The following is a 17,448-nucleotide window of genomic DNA, read 5'->3' as shown; positions in this document are numbered from 1 at the left end:
TTTCCTGACTTAAATTTCGCTCAAATAAACTTCGAGTAATTTAAACCAATCAATCAATGAAATATTTTCGATCAATCAATCAGTAAAAATCCACACAAGTTGTTCTTCATAATCTCTTAATGATCTTAATTTCTGCCTCGTCAGCAGAAATTTTAACGCAAAACACTTCTAACAACTCAACCCTGTAAGCTAAGTTCGTAGGCTGTTTCGCGTCGGGATGAGTGCATTCTAGGGGATTTCAAAATCTTTGCAAGCCCCAAATTAGGATATTTTTCACGTATGTATTTTTTTTCTACAAAAATGCTTGGTTTTTTAATTTTTTAGCTATTTTTTCATCAAATTTAAATAAAAACTCTCCTCTACAATGCAGAGAGGACTTTTTTTATCCATACTTTTATGGGTTCAAATCGGTCAAGTTTTGAAGACTGCAATCAACGATTGCCAATGTATATGATTCGTTTCATCTTACGACATCTAAAAAATTTTACATCTCAGTTAAAAATGCTTTTGCATTATCCAAAATAATATTCCTACATACGGCGTACATCTAGCATTGATTTCATGTCAGCTTGGTGGTTTTGTCCGTTAATTCAAAGTTGATGCTTAGCATTTGCATTACCGACTTCAAGTTGACAAACCTACTCTTCTATTAGGCAAGTTTAGATCGCGCCATCCACATGCACTACTTACAAGATGTTTTACCATATATAAGTAGCTTTGAAATTTGAATTAGGTCTTAAAGTTTTAAGAATATTTTTATAAAACAAAGAGAAGTAATCTTACATTTTACCTTTAGATATAAAATACAACAAAACTAGAGGCAAAAAAAAGAAAGAGATCTCTCCCAAAATCCCTCCCTCGGAGTTGAATCTATAAACGATCCATATATTGTTATTATAGTTATAAGAAAAAAAGAGTCCCTTGGGGAAGAGACTTGGAAATTGTGGAGCTATAGTTATAAGTACCCTCTAGATCTGTTTTGTACACTGTGTCTAGATGGATGAATCATATACATAACTGAGCAAAAATGCAAGCCACTTGGCAAAATTTAAGTGTTGTTTTTATAAGGTTTTTTTTGAATTTACTTATTTAAATAATTCATATACCCAACATAAAATAAAAGCAGGCCAATGCCTGCTTTTATTTTCAATTACTTAGCACACGATTAGTCGGTAAAAGTGACTTTGGCAATCGCTTTTTTGCCCGCCTGAATAATATGCGTTGCATTTTCCTTCACAGAAAAACCTGCATCTACAACATTCCAGTCTACTTTTACTGCACCACGTGCAACTGCATCTTTGGCTTGCGCTGCATTTTTAGTCAGGCCTGCTGCACGCACAATAGAAGCAATAAATAATTCACCGCCAAACTCAGCACGTGAAATGGTCACCTCAGGTGTACCTTCTGGTAATTCACCTTCGGTAATAATATTGCCCGCACCTTTATGGGCGTTTGCAGCAGCTTCCGCACCGTGGAAACGCTCAACCAACTCAAGTGCCAAAATCTTTTTGATTTCTTGCGGATTACGCCCTTCTGCCATTTCTTTAAGCAAAATTTCAATTTCATCCATCGACTTGAAGCTGAGTAACTCAAAATAGCGCTCAATCAGACTATCAGGCATCGACAAGACTTTTTGATACATCGCACCCGGTGCATCAAATACGCCAATATAGTTGCCTAAAGATTTAGACATTTTATTGACGCCATCTAAGCCTTCAAGAATTGGCACAGTAATACAAACTTGCGCTTCCTGATCATAACGACCTTGCAAGGTACGTCCCATCAACAAGTTAAAGGTCTGGTCTGTACCGCCCAATTCTACATCGGCTTGTAAGGCCACCGAGTCATAACCTTGTACCAACGGATACAAAAATTCGTGAATCGCAATCGGTTGCTGGTTGTTATAACGCTTGGTGAAGTCATCACGTTCCAACATACGCGCTACGGTTTGCTGCGATGCCAACTGAATTAAGTCTGCTGCAGTTTTTGTTGCAAACCATTCAGAGTTAAACACCACTTTGGTTTTATTTGGATCAAGAATTTTAAAAACTTGTTCCTGATACGTTTTGGCATTTTCCAAGACTTTTTCACGTGACAACGGCGGACGTGTAGCACTTTTACCTGTTGGGTCACCAATCATGGCAGTGTAATCGCCAATCAAGAAAAATACTTGGTGACCTAAGTCTTGGAATACTTTTAATTTATTGATTAATACCGTATGCCCCAAGTGTAAATCAGGTGCAGTCGGGTCAAACCCCGCCTTAATTTTTAAAGGACGATTCTCTTTTAATTTCTTTAGAAGATCTTCTTCAGAAATAATTTCATGCGTGCCTCGTTGAATGAGGGCAAGTTGTTCTTCAGCCGGCAGGAAATTTGACATCACGAAATCCAAACACATCAGTTATTCAATTTGTGCGATATACTAACACTTTTTCAGCATATTGCAGGCTATAGAATAACCATGACAGCGATCTATATTGGGGTAATGACGGGCACAAGTATGGATGGTGTCGATCTTGTTGCTGCTTCTTTTGATCCACTGCAACTCCACGCGACCCTGACTTTGCCGTTTGATCCCGATTTACGTGACGAACTCATGGCACTGACTTTGCCAGGTGACAATGAAATTGACCGCATGGGCAAAGCAGATGTGGCTTTAGCCACCATGATTGGACATGGTATTAACAGCCTGATTGAAAAAAATAAACTGGATAAATCTCAAATTAAAGCGATTGGTTCGCATGGCCAGACCATTCGTCATCGTCCTGAACATGCTTTTACTTTACAAATTGGTGATCCGAACATCATCACCGAAATCACCCAAATTCCTGTAATTTCAGATTTTCGTCGTCGTGACATGGCTGCAGGCGGACAAGGCGCACCGTTAGTGCCCGCTTTCCATCAAAACTTATTCCAACATCCGAGTATTCATCGGGTAATTTTAAATTTAGGCGGCATTGCCAATGTCAGTTTGTTGCCTGCAGGACAGCCCGAAGCAGTATCGGGTTTTGATACAGGGCCTGCCAATATTTTAATGGATGCTTGGTGTGAGCGTTACACAGGACAACCTTATGATGAAAATGGCAATTGGGCTGCGTATGGACATCCGATTCGCAGCTTGTTAGATCGTTTACAAGCCCATGCTTTTTTCTCTAAAGAACCACCCAAAAGTACAGGGCGCGAAGACTTTAACTTGGAATGGCTAGATGAACAGGTTGCCGATTGGCGCAATGATGTGGAATATGACGAGCTGGAAGATAATCCTGAAAATATTCAAGCGACTTTATTAAAGCTCACCACCCGCGCGATTAAAAAAGCCATTTATCGTTCAGGCATGGATACAGGTGAAGTCTATGTCTGTGGCGGTGGTGCCTATAATTCTTATTTGCTAGAGCAATTGCGCTGGCGTTTGCGCAAACATCAATGGACTGTACAAAGTACAGCCGATTTAGGGCTAAACCCAACATGGGTCGAAGCCACCGCCTTTGCTTGGTTGGCAATGCGTTTTTGTCAGCAATTAAGTGGCAATTTACCTGCGGTCACAGGGGCTAAAGGTGATCGCATTTTAGGTACCATGACTTTGGTTTAAGGATGCACTTTTAAACCAGATCAGTAGCAACAAAAAAGCCTTTCCTCTTCTATATAGGAAAGGCTTTGATCATTTTGAGTGCATCAATCTACTTTTTCAGATGCTGATACTCAAAAATATTTAAATCATACTTAGATTGAGAATGAAGAACCACAACCACAAGTCGTGGTTGCATTCGGGTTTTGTACCACAAAACGCGAACCTTCCAAGCCTTCAATATAGTCCACTACCGAGCCAACTAAATATTGATAGCTGAGTGAATCGACCAGCATTTTTACATCGCCATTCACAAATTCTGCATCATCTTCATTTTGGCTTTCTGCAAAGTTAAAACCATAAGAAAACCCTGAACAGCCCCCACCTGTGACATAGACACGTAGCATTAAGTCTTGATTCCCTTCGCTATCACGCAATTGGCGAACTTTTTTAGCAGCGTTATCGGTCAGCTCAAGTGCTTGGGCATTCATGATGGATTCCTCAGATACAATTCAGATGTCTTTTTCGCAAAAAGACCACTATTCAAGTATAGCATACTCAATATTGGGACTGTGATGCAGAATTAAAGTGAATTCTGAGTAATTATCTCAAGATTATCGAATCATTTATAATTTTCATCCTGCAAACCACATTCGAAATTGGTTGGCGCTTCTTTACAGCGGAATTGCCACAATAATTTCATCATGCGCTTGTCATAGACTCCACGTTTGGTCAAATCAATCCGCGATTCACGCATCATTTTTTGATAACCTGGTTGATCTGCTGCAGGCACTTGCATCCAATATTTGGCAGGAATATCGGCTTTCATTTTTCCTAAAATACCAAAGGCACGTGGTAATTGGCCTTTAACCCATTCACGTGATTTTTGCCCAAAACCTGCAGGGAATTTATCTGGGCGAATAATAATATTACCCGTCACCTGTAAAATTGGATAATTCACAATTGCGCCTTTGCTGCCTAAACCTTTATGTAACTCTAAAGGACGGAAAACTGCGGCTGGTGCGCCAATAATATCGACCTGACCATTGTTAAATTTACTGCCAAAATTGGTAACATCGGCACTAACTGCTTGCGCACCAATTTGCTGTACCATGATTTTTTGCGCTTGGTCGTAATCTAAAACTGCAATTTTTTTGCCTGCAGCTTTGGCCACGCTATTAATGCTGCGGTCATTCACCATCAAAAAGGCATCACCCACTGGAATGACACCAGCCACTTCATACTGACCATTGCGCATATATTTGGCAAATGCAGGACTGGCCAACCCTTGCATGACTTTTACTGCAAGTTTTAAATCAGGAATAGCACCAATGGCATCCAATGAACCTGTAAAGTGGTTAAATTGGCGCCCACGCATACCTGTTACACTAATCGCATCACACTTACCTGCTTTAAAGTCTTCTGCGATAACCCCTTCGTTTTGACCAACACGTAATTCAATATTGGCACCCCAATTTTTTGCGGCCAATTGATAATCTTGCATTAGGTTGTAAACATCACCATTTTTTCCAACCAAATCAAATACACAAACCACTTGTTTGGCCTGTACGGCGCTGGCAGCCAGAGATATTCCCGCACCGAATAATAAAGCCTGCGTCCATTGTTTCATGCATGTCTTCCTTATTTTTTGTTTTTCTAACGTTGTTGTTATCTATCTGACTTAAAGCAAATTTCAAGTCATCAACAACCGAGTAGTTGCTCGGTTGTTTACAGCTTCATTATTCACCACCAAGTGAACATTCAAAATTGGTTTTTTCGACAGAACAACGGGCGCGTTTTAACACACTCATCATGGCAGGGTCATAAATGCCGCGTTTGGTCATATCCATACGTCCATCACGCAGCATTTTTTGATATTTGGTTTTATCTTCTGCGCTCAAGTTCATTTTATATTTGGCTGGAATCTCACCTTCCAAACGATTAATCATACTCATCGCTTTAGGCAGATTTTTTACAAACCAATCTCGTGATTTTTGCCCAAAGCCCGCAGGGAATTGTTCAGGACGAATCACAAAGTCTGCGGTCACTTGTAATACAGGGAAATTAAACATTGCCCCGTTATTGCCTAAACCTTTGTAGATTTCTAAAGGTTTGTACGCATAGGCAGGCGCACCGACCATATCGACCTGACCATTGTTAAACTTCGCCACAAAGTTAGATACATCAGAAATGACGGCTTGCGCGCCTACACGCTGCACCATAATTTTTTGTGCATCGTCATAGCCCAATACCGCAAACTTTTTCCCTGCTGCTTTTTCAATCGAGCTGATGTTCTTGTCGCGCACAAAAATAAAGGCCGAACCTAAAGGTGAAATCCCTGCCACTTCATACTTTTTCCCACCTAAATTGGTGACCATTTTGGCTGCATTACGTTTATCTAGGGCAAAACTGATGGCACGCTGTGCAATAACATTACTTGGTGCGCCACCCAATGCATCAATTGAACCTGCAAATTTATTGTATTGGCGAGCACGCATGGCGGTCATAAATACCCCATCACATTTGCCTGCTTTAAAATCATTGTCTGCGACAGCTTCATCCTGACGTGGAATTAAATTGACTTCTGCACCCCAGCCTTTTGCTGCTAGCGCCCACTCTTGTGCCATCTGAAAAGATTCACCTGACTTACCCAGTAAGTCAAAGACACATACATCTACTTTTGCTGCTTGCGCCTGAGCACTGAAACCGATCGCTGCGAATGCTGTCAATGTTGCGCTGACCCATATTTTTTTCATTGTTTCGATCCTTCTACAGATTTTTTTATTTTTGAGTGTCCGTACACGAAACAAATATTAAGCAAGTTCAAATTAAAAAAATAGAGCATTTACTCGAATTTCATCTGTCAATTCTGCCAAAACCTTATACTGCCTTATTTAAGCGATCATTTTTATTTCATAATTCACTTATATTTTATAGATTTAGATCAAAATAAAGATCATTTCCAACATGCACGTATTTTGTGCTTGTTTACAAAGTCATAAAAAAAGCCTGTTGTTAGATCATAATTTTTAAACATCACAAGAGAGATTTTTCGCAAATCACAAATAAAACTGGGCTTATTTTTGTTTTCTGGTGGGCTTCCATTAGAATATGCCCAACTTTTGTTGTGACCAGTAAACACCATGATTCAACTTGACCAAGTTTCTTTACGCCGCGGTGGACGTGTTTTATTTCAAAAAGCGTCTATGCAAATCCATCCAGGCTGGAAAGTCGGTCTTACAGGTGTCAATGGTGCAGGAAAATCCAGTTTATTTGCTGCGCTTTTAGGTAGTTTAACCCCAGACGAAGGTACGTTGAGCCGTCCGCAAGGCTGGACTGTGGCGCACATGGCACAGGAAGTTAAAGCATTGGATTTGCCTGCGATTGATTTTGTGCTGTCGGGTGATGAAGAATACTGGAACATTCAACAACAACTGCAACATCCTGAACAATTAAATAATGACCAACTTGCACATTTGCATGGTCGTTTTGATGAAATTCATGGCTATACCGCACCCGCCAAAGCCGCACAACTGATGGCAGGTTTAGGTTTTATGGAACATCAAAACAGCTTGCCGGTCAGTAGTTTTTCTGGTGGATGGCGCATGCGTTTAAATTTGGCGCGTACCTTAATGAGTCGCTCCGAATTATTATTACTGGACGAACCAACCAACCACTTAGACTTAGATGCAATTTTATGGTTAGAAGACTGGCTTAAAGCCTATGCGGGAACTTTGGTGCTGATTTCCCATGACCGTGATTTTTTAGATGCCATTACCGATCATATTTTACATATTGAAAATAGTGAACTGACTTTATATACAGGCAATTATTCAACCTTTGAAACCACACGCAGTGAACGCTTGGCACAACATCAACAAGCGTATGAAAAACAATTAGAAACCCGTGCACATTTACAAAAATATATTGATCGTTTTAAAGCCAAAGCCACCAAAGCACGGCAGGCACAAAGCCGTATCAAGCAATTGGAACGCATGCAATTGCTTGCCCCTGCGCATGTAGATACACCATTTACCTTTAGTTTCCGTGAACCGACCAAAATGAGCTCACCCTTACTGACCTTGGAACAAGTCAGCATTGGTTATGCAGACAAAGTGATTGCCAGCAAAATTAACCTACAAATTACCCCGACCAGTCGTATTGGTTTATTGGGGATGAACGGCGCAGGTAAATCGACCTTAATTAAATCCTTAGTGGGTGAATTGGCGTTATTGGCAGGTACTCGCAAAGCCTCAGAATTACTCAATATTGGCTATTTTGCACAGCATCAAATGGATGCTTTGGATGATAGCGCCAGCCCGATGCTACAACTGGCACGCATTGCCGATAAAAAAATCAGCGAAGCCACTTTACGCGCTTTTTTAGGCAGTTTTGGTTTTAGTGGCGAACGTATGGACACGCCTTGTGAAAGTTTTTCAGGAGGTGAACGTGCACGTTTGGCTTTGGCTTTAATTGTCTGGCAACGTCCTAACGTACTGATTCTGGACGAACCGACCAACCATTTAGACTTAGATATGCGACATGCCTTAACCATGGCATTACAGGATTATGAAGGTGCAGTGGTATTGGTGTCACACGAACGTCAATTAATTGCCAGTGTCTGCGATGACTTACTCTTGGTTCATGCAGGACAATGCACAGAATTTGAAGGCGATTTACAAGATTATGCCCAATGGTTACGCCAAGCTCGTGCAGACATGCTTAAGCAAGGTACATCCAACACAGCTCCATCCAATCCAAGTCCAGTGGTTGAGAACAAGACTAACCTAGTCAAAGTAGATAAAGAAGCTCAACGCAAACTGGCAGCACAACGCCGTGAACAAACTCGCCCTATTCGTAAAAATATTAAAAAATACGAAGCGCAAATTGAAAAAATTCAACCGCGTCTGACTGAAATTGAAACCGAACTGGCAGATCCTGCCCTTTACGATGCCAACCGTAAAGATGATTTGCTCAAACTCATGAATGAGCAAAATGATCTGAAAACCAAATTGGCGCAGGCAGAAGAACAAATGCTTGAATTGATGATGGAATTGGAAGAACTCGAAAGTAGCTTTGAATAGCCATACCGATGAGATTTTAACGCTATGCTAAATAGGGTTAAATCTCATCATATTTCGTAGAATATGCATTGTGTATGTTCCATACTTATAAGACACATTCGTAATAGTTTTAATCTTTAGTTTATCTTCACAACAACCACGCAAAGAAATTTAAGTCACTCTCTGCGTTTGTTTATTTTTACTTATCAATCTTGCACCACAGCATAGTTGTATGACACCCCCCACCCTGAATAAAAGTAAGACAGCATAGCTACCAAGCAAGAAGTTTTGAATTTAAAAATCACACTGAGTTTTAAATTCAAAATCTACAATTTAAATTTAAAAGCAAAAACTTAGTTATCCACAACTCAAACTAACTGTTATTTTAAATTCAAAACTCTAATTAAAGCCAAATCAATCCATTCTTTCATGGTTATTTTGAGTCATTGAATCTCAGTGATTCACAGAAAATCGCTGCTACTCGGCAGTAATTTTTGCTTTGCTAATACATAATTCTTGTATTTTCCAGCCCTGAATATAGCGCCAAATTTCTTGAATATAGCCCTGTTCATCCGCCAAACCAATCTGAATCCGACAGTTGACCTGCTCACGGTCAAATGCATATTCTTCAGAATCGACATTGGGTTTTTGTGGCTTCCATACCCCATTTTTAATTGCATGCTGAATTGTGGCATAACGTGTTTCACGATTTTCCACACGTGATTCTGCCGTATAAACGACTTTAAAATCGTCATCTTCATAGTGTGCTAACAGCTCCACATTGCCAGTAAAAAAAGCATTCACCCATGCATCACGTGCTTGTTCTAATTGATTATCCATCTTAATGATTCTCCTATATTTTTGGCTTAATGTAGCTCAGCATGACAGAACAATAAGTCAGTTTTATAAAAGTTATTTGGATGAATCACGACAACAACAAAAGCCAAACATAAAAAAGCACTCCGTAGAGTGCTTATGGTTATGCGGATGATTTGGACGAATTAAGCGTCAATATCTGCATTTAAGGCATTTTCTTCAATAAAGGCACGACGTGGTTCTACATCATCGCCCATTAAGCAAGAGAACATGCGGTCTGCTTCAATGGCATCATCAATGGTGACTTGCAACATATTGCGGTTTTCTGGGTCCATCGTGGTTTCCCAAAGTTGTTCCGCATTCATCTCACCCAAACCTTTATAGCGCTGAATCATCATGCCGCGACGCGAGTCCTGCAAAATGTGTTGCCACACTTGATGGAAATTGTTGACCGTAATTTTACGTTCGCCTTTTTCCAAATACGCACCTTCTTCAAGCAGCGTAAACCAGCTTTTTGAATTTTTCAGCAAACGTGCATATTCAGCTGAACCCAGCAAACCTGTATCTAGTAAATAAGTATGGGGCAAGTTGTGCACATATACCGTGATTCGTGGCCAATACGTTGCAGATTTTTGACCATCCGCATCTTCTTTTTCAAACTGTTCGATGCTTAATTCAGGACGCAAACCTGGCTGTAATCGTTCAATGCTTTGACGTAATTGCTCGCCCCATTGTTGTACATACGCCTGATCTGCTGCTTGATCAATTTTAAAGGCATCTAATTCTAATAAACCATCCAACAGACTTGCAGGATAACGCAGCGTTAAACGGCTCAAACTCTTTTGTGAAGTTTGATAATCAGCAATGACTTTGGCTAAAGCCTCACCACGAATTGCAGGTGCATCAGCACTCACATGCAGCTCCAATTCATCAATCGCATTAGAAATTAAATAGGTTTCTAAAGCATCGTTATCTTTGATGTATTGTTCCTGCTTGCCTTTTTTCAGCTTATACAATGGTGGCTGTGCGATATAAATATGACCACGCTCAACCAATTCTGGCATTTGACGGAAGAAGAAGGTCAATAGCAAGGTACGAATGTGTGAACCATCTACGTCAGCATCGGTCATGATGATGATTTTGTGATAACGCAGTTTGTCTGGGTTATATTCTTCACGACCAATACCACAGCCCAAAGCGGTAATTAAAGTACCTACTTCTGCCGATGAAATCATCTTGTCAAAACGGGCACGTTCCACGTTCAGGATTTTACCTTTCAGTGGCAAAATTGCCTGCATTTTACGGTTACGACCTTGTTTAGCCGAACCACCTGCAGAGTCACCCTCGACTAGATATAATTCAGATAATGCAGGGTCTTTTTCCTGACAGTCAGCCAATTTACCAGGCAAACCTGCAATATCCAAAGCACTCTTGCGGCGCGTCATTTCACGGGCTTTACGCGCCGCATCACGGGCACGCGCTGCATCAATAATTTTACCCGCAATGGATTTTGCCGCTTGTGGATTTTCCAATAAATATTCAGAGAAAGATTTATTCATGGCCTGCTCAACAGCAGGTTTCACTTCACTCGATACCAATTTTTCTTTGGTCTGTGATGAGAATTTTGGATCTGGCACTTTGACCGACACAATCGCGGTTAAACCTTCACGTGCATCATCACCCGACACCACGACTTTTTCTTTTTTCAGGATATTTTCGCTTTCCATGTAGTTGTTTAACCCACGGGTTAGCGCAGCACGGAAGCCTGCCAAGTGCGTTCCACCGTCTTTTTGTGGAATGTTATTGGTAAAACAACGTACGTTTTCCTGATAAGAATCATTCCACTGCAAAGCAACTTCTACGGTAATCCCGTTTTCAGCCTGTGTCGTGAAATGGAAAATTTCATTCAGATGGGTTTTGCCTGCATTGATATATTTCACAAATTCAGACAAACCACCTTCATAGTCAAAAATATGTTCTAAATTGACACGTTCATCACGCAATACAATACGCACGCCCGCGTTTAAGAAAGACAATTCACGCAATCGGCGTGCCAAAATATCCACATTAAAAATGGTTTGGCTAAAGGTTTCAGCACTTGGCCAAAAACGCACAGTCGTACCTGATTGCTCAGTGTCGCCCACTACTTTTAAAGGATATTGTGGATCACCATGGCGGTATTCCTGTTGGTGAATTTGACCCGCGCGTTTAATCGTTAATTCAAGTTTACTCGATAAAGCATTGACCACCGACACACCAACGCCGTGCAAACCGCCCGACACTTTATAACTGTTGTCATCAAACTTACCACCTGCGTGCAGAATGGTCAGAATGACCTCTGCTGCAGAGACACCTTCTTCAGGGTGAATATCGGTTGGGATACCACGACCATTGTCAGATACGCTGACAGATTCATCTTCATGGATAGTCACCAAAATTTCATCACAATGACCCGCCAAAGCTTCATCAATAGCGTTATCGACTACCTCGAACACCATGTGATGCAAACCTGTACCATCATCTGTATCACCGATATACATGCCTGGGCGTTTACGAACAGCATCTAGGCCACGCAATACTTTGATACTAGAGGAATCATAAGCCTTTTCATTGGTTTGTTCTGTAGTAGAGACAGATTGATCTTCTGAACTCATGGTTTCTCCCTAGTGAAAAATAGGTCTATCCAAAGATAAAAAAATTATTGCTCAACAGCCTGCACCGTTCCGTGATCGACCTGAAATAAGCGATAAGGAATCGACAACGCTTGTAAGTGTTGTTGCACGGATTGATGATCTAAAGTGGTAATAAAAACTTGACTACCCAATTGGCTTAATCGTTCAATTAAACGTTGTTGTGCGCTTAAATCTAATTCTGCTGTCAGATCATCTAATAATACCACAGTTTCCTTATTAGACGCATGCAGCATTGCAATCTGTGACAGTTTTAATGCCATAATCAATAGCTTTTTCTGCCCACGTGACAGCACCACATCTGCATCACCCATTGGGGTTTTTAGGCGTAAATCGGCGCGGTGTGGCCCATATTCGGTATAGCGACGTTCCACATCTTTTTGATGATAATTGCACAGATCATTCAACAAGCCTGTTTCGGTATGAAAGCCTGCGCTGTATTCCAGACTAATGTGTAAATCAGGCAATAAATACTGTAAATCTTGTGCAAAAAATTGCTGCCATTGTTCCACCGTTCCCAAACGCTGCCGATGCAAAATCTCACCATAATCACTGAGCATTTTGTTCCACGGTTCCAAGTCCGACAGACTTAAATGTCGCTGTGATTTAAGCAAACTATTACGTTGTTTTAAGGCACGTGAATAATATTGCCAAGCGTGATAAAACTCTGGTTCCACGTGGAACATCAACCAGTCCAACAGTTGCCGTCGTGGTTTTGCACCATGGTCAATAATATCGGTACTGAGTGGATCAATATGTTGTAAAGGCAGAATTTTAGCCAATTGCCCTTGGGTCGCAACAGGGTCGCCATTGACCTTAATCAACTGCTCACCCGATGCCATTTTTTGCATGCCAATTTTTTCAGTCAATGACTGAGCAAATACAATCGCATCTTGGCTACTGTTCTGAATGTAATTTTTAGGAATATGGGTGCGAAAAGAACGCCCTGTCGCCAATAAATGAATCGCTTCTAAAATCGAGGTTTTACCCGAACCATTTTGCCCATAAAAGACGTTAAACGGCTGCAACTCATGAAGTGCAACCGCTTTTAAGTTCCGAACACGCTCGATATGTAAACGCGTAATATGCATGATTCAGCTAGATTTAATCTTGAAATAAACCGCTCACTTAAACACGCATTGGCATCACAACATAGGTTTGATCTTGATGTGCTGGATCTTGTACCAATACCGATTGATTGGCTTCGGTCATGGTCATCGATACATCATCGCCATCCAATGCCCCTAATACGTCCAATAAATACTGTGCGTTAAATGACATTTCTAACGGCGAATCGGCATATTGAATCGCTAAATCTTCAATTGCTTCATCTTGTTCTGGGTTATTGGCACGTAATTGCAAGGTGTCCGCACTAAAATTCAGGAATACGCCACGCAATTTTTCATTACTTAAAATCGCCACACGCTGTAAAGATTGTTTAAATACATCATGCGCGATCAGCACGTTTTTATCACCACCACGTGGAATCACACGGCGATAATCTGGGAACTTACCATCAATTAATTTAGTGGTAAAACGCACGGTAATTTCTGCTTGTTCTTTGTCACGGCTTGGGGTGCGAATGGTCACATTCAGCAATTCACGCCCAATTAAAAGTGCCAGTTGTTCATCTTCAATGCTCAGCAAACGCTGCAATTCAGCCACAGCTTTACGCGGCACAATGGCTTGAATTAATTGAGTAGCTGTCGAAGATGCCGCTGTTTCACACAAGGCCAAACGGTGACCATCTGTGGTCACAGCACGTAATTGGTTTTCATCAATTTCTAACAAAGTACCCGTTAAATAAAAACGTACATCCTGCACTGCCATCGCAAACGCAGTTTTTTCAAACAAACGCTTCAGCTCACGCTCAGTAACCGTCACTTGCGTACCTTGAGCATTTTCTGTAGCCAATAATGGATAATCTTCCGCAGGCAAAGTACCTAATACAAAGCGGCTATTGCCCGATTTTAAAATACAGCGCTGATCTTCAGTGATTTGCAAATCAATCAAAGCTGCGCTTGGTAAAGATTTACAAATATCCATCAGTTTACGTGCAGGCACTGTAGTTTCCCCTGCCTGTAAACATGCCCCTTCAGTCAGATTCGTACTGGCAACCAATTCCACTTCCAAGTCCGAACCAGTAATGGTTAAGGCTTGCTCAGTCACCTGAACTTTGACATTGGATAAAATATTTAAGGTATGGCGACGTTCAACCGCTCCTACGACATGTGACAGAACATTCAGTAAGCTTTCTTTCGCGATTTTTAAACGCACGGTACATTCCTCTAACAACTGAAGATTGGAGTATAAAATAGGTTTTTTAGCAGTGTACTATGCGGCAAAAGCTGCCGCATGGCAAGAACAGAATTTGAGCAAATTCGGTCAACTTTGCAACAATCGTTGCAGGTTTTTATAGTCTTCGTTAAAGATCGGATCTTCTTCGCGCAGGCTTTGTACTTTTTCGCAGGCATGCATCACGGTACTGTGATCACGGCCACCAAATGCCATACCAATTTCAGGGAAACTGTCGCCTGTCAGCTCACGTGCCAAGCCCATTGCCAACTGACGTGGACGCGCATAAATACGGGTACGTTTTGGCCCCACCAATTCTTTGAGCGGAATACGGAAATATTCACTCACGACTCGCTGAATATTTTCGGTACTGATGGTACGTGCGCGAATTGCCAAGACATCTTTTAAAGATTCACGTACCACATCTAGATCGATTGGGGTGCCTTTAAAACGGGAAATTGCCACCACTTTATTGAGTGCACCTTCAAGTTCACGCACATTAGCCACCACTTGCTGGGCAATAAATAAAGCACAGTTACGTGGTAAATCTACGGCGCTGCTTTCAGCTTTCTTTAATAAAATTTCAATTCGGGTTTCAATATCTGGCGGTTCTACCCCGACTGATAAACCCCAAGAAAAACGTGACACCAAACGTGCATCCAATTCGGTTAATTCTTTTGGATAACGGTCTGAAGTCAAAATAATCTGTTTAGATTCATCCAATAAAGCGTTAAAGGTATAGAAAAACTCCACCAAACTGGCTTCTTTACCTGCCAATAAGTGAATGTCATCCACCAATAACAAATCTAAAGAGCGGCAGTTTTTCTTAAATTCTTCAACCTTGCCCTGCTGCAAAGAGCTGACAAAATCCTGCACAAAACTTTCTGCAGTCATGTACATCACCCGTGCATTCGGTTTGGCTTGCAACAAAGCATTGCCCACCGCTTGCATCAAGTGAGTTTTACCCAAACCTGTTGGGCCATACAAAAATAATGGGTTGTGCTGTGAAGCCCCCAATTGGGTCAATACCTTGCGACAGGTTTCCGCAGCCATTTGGTTAGAACGACCTTCCACAAATAAGGAAAAGGTAAATAACGGATTGAGTTGGCGTTTACGGCTTTTTGCAGAACTTTCTTCTTTTTCACGTTTAGGCTTGGCCACAGGCGCAGGGCTAGATTCCAGCGCAGCAGTAGTGGTAGCAGGTTGTTCACTGGCCGATAAAATTGCACCTGGACGCGAATCGACTAAAATTTCGACCTTACGCACGCGTCCCTCAGACAACTGCTCTGCCAAAATAGTAATCAATTCCAGATGATGTTCTTGAATGTAACGCGTCCAATAAGGATTAGGCGCATAAAGTTTTAATGTATCTTCAACTTCTTCTGCCACCAATGGGCGAATCCACATTGTAAAGACATTTCCAGAGAGCTCTTGTCGCAAGCGATTTAAGCAGTCCGTCCAAAGCATGTGAAACCCCTATCTAATCCATTTTTAAATTTAAAACTTCTCTCGACCGCCTGAGCGGGTCGCCATTCTAACCAAGTTATCCACATCTGTCATGACAAAATCAGCAAAATTGCTCAAAAAAGGAATCATTAAACCTGAATTTAAATTTGAAACGTGGTGTGGATAAGTTTATCCGCAAGGTGTGGATAAAATATAGCACAAAGTTATCCACATAATATTAAAATTATAGAAACACAGATATCCACAATTCAAAATTTTGTTTTATAAAAGAAAAAGTGGGTTTTCAACAGAAAAATGCGTCCCTAATAGTAATAAATTTAAATTTATAAATTTGAATTTATTTATAAGAAACGTTGCAACTGTGGATAATTCAATCTGAGTTTAAATTTAAATTCAAAACCGAAAATTTTAAAATTAAACAGAATAAGCTTGTGGATAATTATGTGAATAATACTGTTAATAACTTATTAGTCAAGCATAAACAATTACTTATCTTGTGTATACTTTAATTTGTATGATCAACCAGTCAATTGAGCGAAAACTTGTTAAAAAGAAAAATTTAGGCTTATTTTGCAAGAAACCGTGTTTTTCATTGACAGCTCAAGCAATGAGCACTAAAATCGCGGACCTTTATAGAAAGATCATTTTTGGAGTTTCGATATGAAACGTACATTTCAACCATCTGAATTAAAGCGTAAGCGCGTTCATGGTTTCCGTGCTCGTATGGCTACTAAAGCTGGTCGTCAAGTATTGGCTCGCCGTCGTGCAAAAGGTCGTCACAGCTTAACTGTTTAATACAGTCACGCTGAACCGACTCTTGGGTGTTATGACAACACTTTATGGCTTCAGCACAGAGTTGAGATTACGCTGTGCTGCCGATTATAAAGGTGTGTTTGATGGTGCGCTTTTTAAAGTGCATCAACCCCATTTCTTATTTCTTGCAAAACATTCCGAACTGCCGAATAGCCGTTTGGGTCTTGTCGTTGCAAAAAAGAAAGTGCGTCGTGCACACGAACGAAATCGAGTAAAACGACTTGCTCGCGAAAGTTTTCGCTTACACCAACAGCAATTAAATGACTTAGATATTGTGGTAATGCCCAAAGTTGGGGTAGATACGGTATCTAATGCGGAATTGCATCAGCAATTACAATTTGCTTGGCAGAAGTTACAACGTCTCGCCAAAAAGCATTCAAAAATAGCTCCCTCCCCACAAAAGTAGAGATGGCCAATGGTACGTTTACTGCATTGGTTGATACGTTTCTATCAGATCGCGATTAGTCCTTTATTGGGACCACGCTGTCGCTATATTCCAACATGTTCTCAATATTCTTTGGAAGCAGTCCATACGCATGGTGCTGTACGTGGTGTGTGGCTGGCTACAAAACGTATTTGTCGTTGTCATCCGTGGGGTGGTTCGGGCTATGATCCGGTGCCGCCAAAAGTCATTCGTTTTATTTCATTTCAGCAAATAGATTCTCAAACGCATCACATTACTGTACCCTTTCGTGATCGTTTATTGAACCAAAATCACTCTAACCACTTGGGGTAATAG

The 17,448-nt window shown here is 40.9% G+C and carries 14 protein-coding genes; 5 read left to right on the top strand and 9 right to left on the bottom strand.

Annotated elements, in window-relative coordinates; translation table 11 throughout:
• Nucleotides 1-1,165 precede the first annotated feature (1,165 nt).
• On the bottom strand, nucleotides 1,166-2,398 hold the full coding sequence (gene tyrS, locus FTV43_RS11925) for a tyrosine--tRNA ligase (protein ID WP_179995531.1): 1,233 nt from the start codon (nucleotides 2,396-2,398) through the stop codon (nucleotides 1,166-1,168).
• A 63-nt stretch (nucleotides 2,399-2,461) separates the two neighbouring features.
• On the opposite strand from tyrS, the gene FTV43_RS11920 reads away from it, so the two are divergent.
• Nucleotides 2,462-3,589, top strand: coding sequence for an anhydro-N-acetylmuramic acid kinase (locus tag FTV43_RS11920; protein ID WP_004969740.1), 1,128 nt, complete (start codon nucleotides 2,462-2,464; stop codon nucleotides 3,587-3,589).
• A gap of 131 nt (nucleotides 3,590-3,720) precedes the next feature.
• Here the strand turns inward: FTV43_RS11920 and erpA are convergent, their stop codons facing one another.
• From erpA to FTV43_RS11905, 3 genes are all read right to left on the bottom strand, one after another.
• On the bottom strand, nucleotides 3,721-4,056 hold the full coding sequence (erpA, locus tag FTV43_RS11915; RefSeq protein ID WP_004969742.1) for an iron-sulfur cluster insertion protein ErpA: 336 nt from the start codon (nucleotides 4,054-4,056) through the stop codon (nucleotides 3,721-3,723).
• A gap of 131 nt (nucleotides 4,057-4,187) precedes the next feature.
• Complete coding sequence (locus FTV43_RS11910; protein ID WP_168526450.1) at nucleotides 4,188-5,195, bottom strand: putative solute-binding protein; 1,008 nt, start codon at nucleotides 5,193-5,195, stop codon at nucleotides 4,188-4,190.
• Nucleotides 5,196-5,304: 109 nt separating this feature from the next.
• Nucleotides 5,305-6,321: a putative solute-binding protein gene (locus FTV43_RS11905; protein WP_179995530.1), complete on the bottom strand. Its 1,017-nt coding sequence runs from the start codon at nucleotides 6,319-6,321 to the stop codon at nucleotides 5,305-5,307.
• Between the two features lie 387 nt (nucleotides 6,322-6,708).
• Between FTV43_RS11905 and FTV43_RS11900 the strand changes: the two genes are divergently transcribed.
• Entirely contained in the window at nucleotides 6,709-8,649 is a 1,941-nt protein-coding gene (locus FTV43_RS11900; RefSeq protein ID WP_179995529.1) for an ATP-binding cassette domain-containing protein, read from the top strand.
• Nucleotides 8,650-9,105: 456 nt separating this feature from the next.
• Here FTV43_RS11900 and FTV43_RS11895 read toward each other — a convergent pair whose 3' ends face one another.
• The 5 genes from FTV43_RS11895 to dnaA all read right to left on the bottom strand — a co-directional run bounded on the left by FTV43_RS11895 (nucleotide 9,106) and on the right by dnaA (nucleotide 15,896).
• On the bottom strand, nucleotides 9,106-9,468 hold the full coding sequence (locus tag FTV43_RS11895; RefSeq protein ID WP_179995528.1) for a hypothetical protein: 363 nt from the start codon (nucleotides 9,466-9,468) through the stop codon (nucleotides 9,106-9,108).
• 161 nt (nucleotides 9,469-9,629) lie between these two features.
• Nucleotides 9,630-12,098 carry a DNA topoisomerase (ATP-hydrolyzing) subunit B gene (gyrB, locus tag FTV43_RS11890; protein ID WP_154320151.1) on the bottom strand — a complete coding sequence of 823 codons (2,469 nt, stop codon included), beginning with the start codon at nucleotides 12,096-12,098 and terminating at the stop codon, nucleotides 9,630-9,632.
• A gap of 44 nt (nucleotides 12,099-12,142) precedes the next feature.
• Nucleotides 12,143-13,225, bottom strand: coding sequence for a DNA replication/repair protein RecF (recF, locus tag FTV43_RS11885; protein ID WP_004969757.1), 1,083 nt, complete (start codon nucleotides 13,223-13,225; stop codon nucleotides 12,143-12,145).
• Nucleotides 13,226-13,262: 37 nt separating this feature from the next.
• Nucleotides 13,263-14,411, bottom strand: a complete 1,149-nt coding sequence (dnaN, locus tag FTV43_RS11880) for a DNA polymerase III subunit beta (RefSeq protein WP_004969759.1) — start codon at nucleotides 14,409-14,411, stop codon at nucleotides 13,263-13,265.
• A gap of 108 nt (nucleotides 14,412-14,519) precedes the next feature.
• The gene (dnaA, locus tag FTV43_RS11875) at nucleotides 14,520-15,896 is read right to left on the bottom strand and encodes a chromosomal replication initiator protein DnaA (protein WP_004969761.1); all 1,377 of its coding nucleotides are present in this window, start codon (nucleotides 15,894-15,896) and stop codon (nucleotides 14,520-14,522) included.
• Between the two features lie 660 nt (nucleotides 15,897-16,556).
• Here dnaA and rpmH point away from each other — a divergent pair.
• The 3 genes from rpmH to yidD are packed head-to-tail and all read left to right on the top strand — an operon-like array spanning nucleotide 16,557 to nucleotide 17,445.
• On the top strand, nucleotides 16,557-16,691 hold the full coding sequence (gene rpmH, locus FTV43_RS11870; protein ID WP_000831329.1) for a 50S ribosomal protein L34: 135 nt from the start codon (nucleotides 16,557-16,559) through the stop codon (nucleotides 16,689-16,691).
• A 31-nt stretch (nucleotides 16,692-16,722) separates the two neighbouring features.
• Nucleotides 16,723-17,115 carry a ribonuclease P protein component gene (gene rnpA, locus FTV43_RS11865; protein ID WP_004969764.1) on the top strand — a complete coding sequence of 131 codons (393 nt, stop codon included), beginning with the start codon at nucleotides 16,723-16,725 and terminating at the stop codon, nucleotides 17,113-17,115.
• Between the two features lie 9 nt (nucleotides 17,116-17,124).
• A complete protein-coding gene (gene yidD / locus FTV43_RS11860; RefSeq protein ID WP_178319449.1) occupies nucleotides 17,125-17,445 on the top strand; it encodes a membrane protein insertion efficiency factor YidD in 321 nt (106 codons plus the stop codon).
• Nucleotides 17,446-17,448 lie beyond the last annotated feature (3 nt).

This window comes from Acinetobacter sp. YH16053 (assembly GCF_013417035.1).
Taxonomy (GTDB): domain Bacteria; phylum Pseudomonadota; class Gammaproteobacteria; order Pseudomonadales; family Moraxellaceae; genus Acinetobacter; species Acinetobacter towneri.
This window is presented reverse-complemented; position numbering and strand designations above follow the sequence as displayed.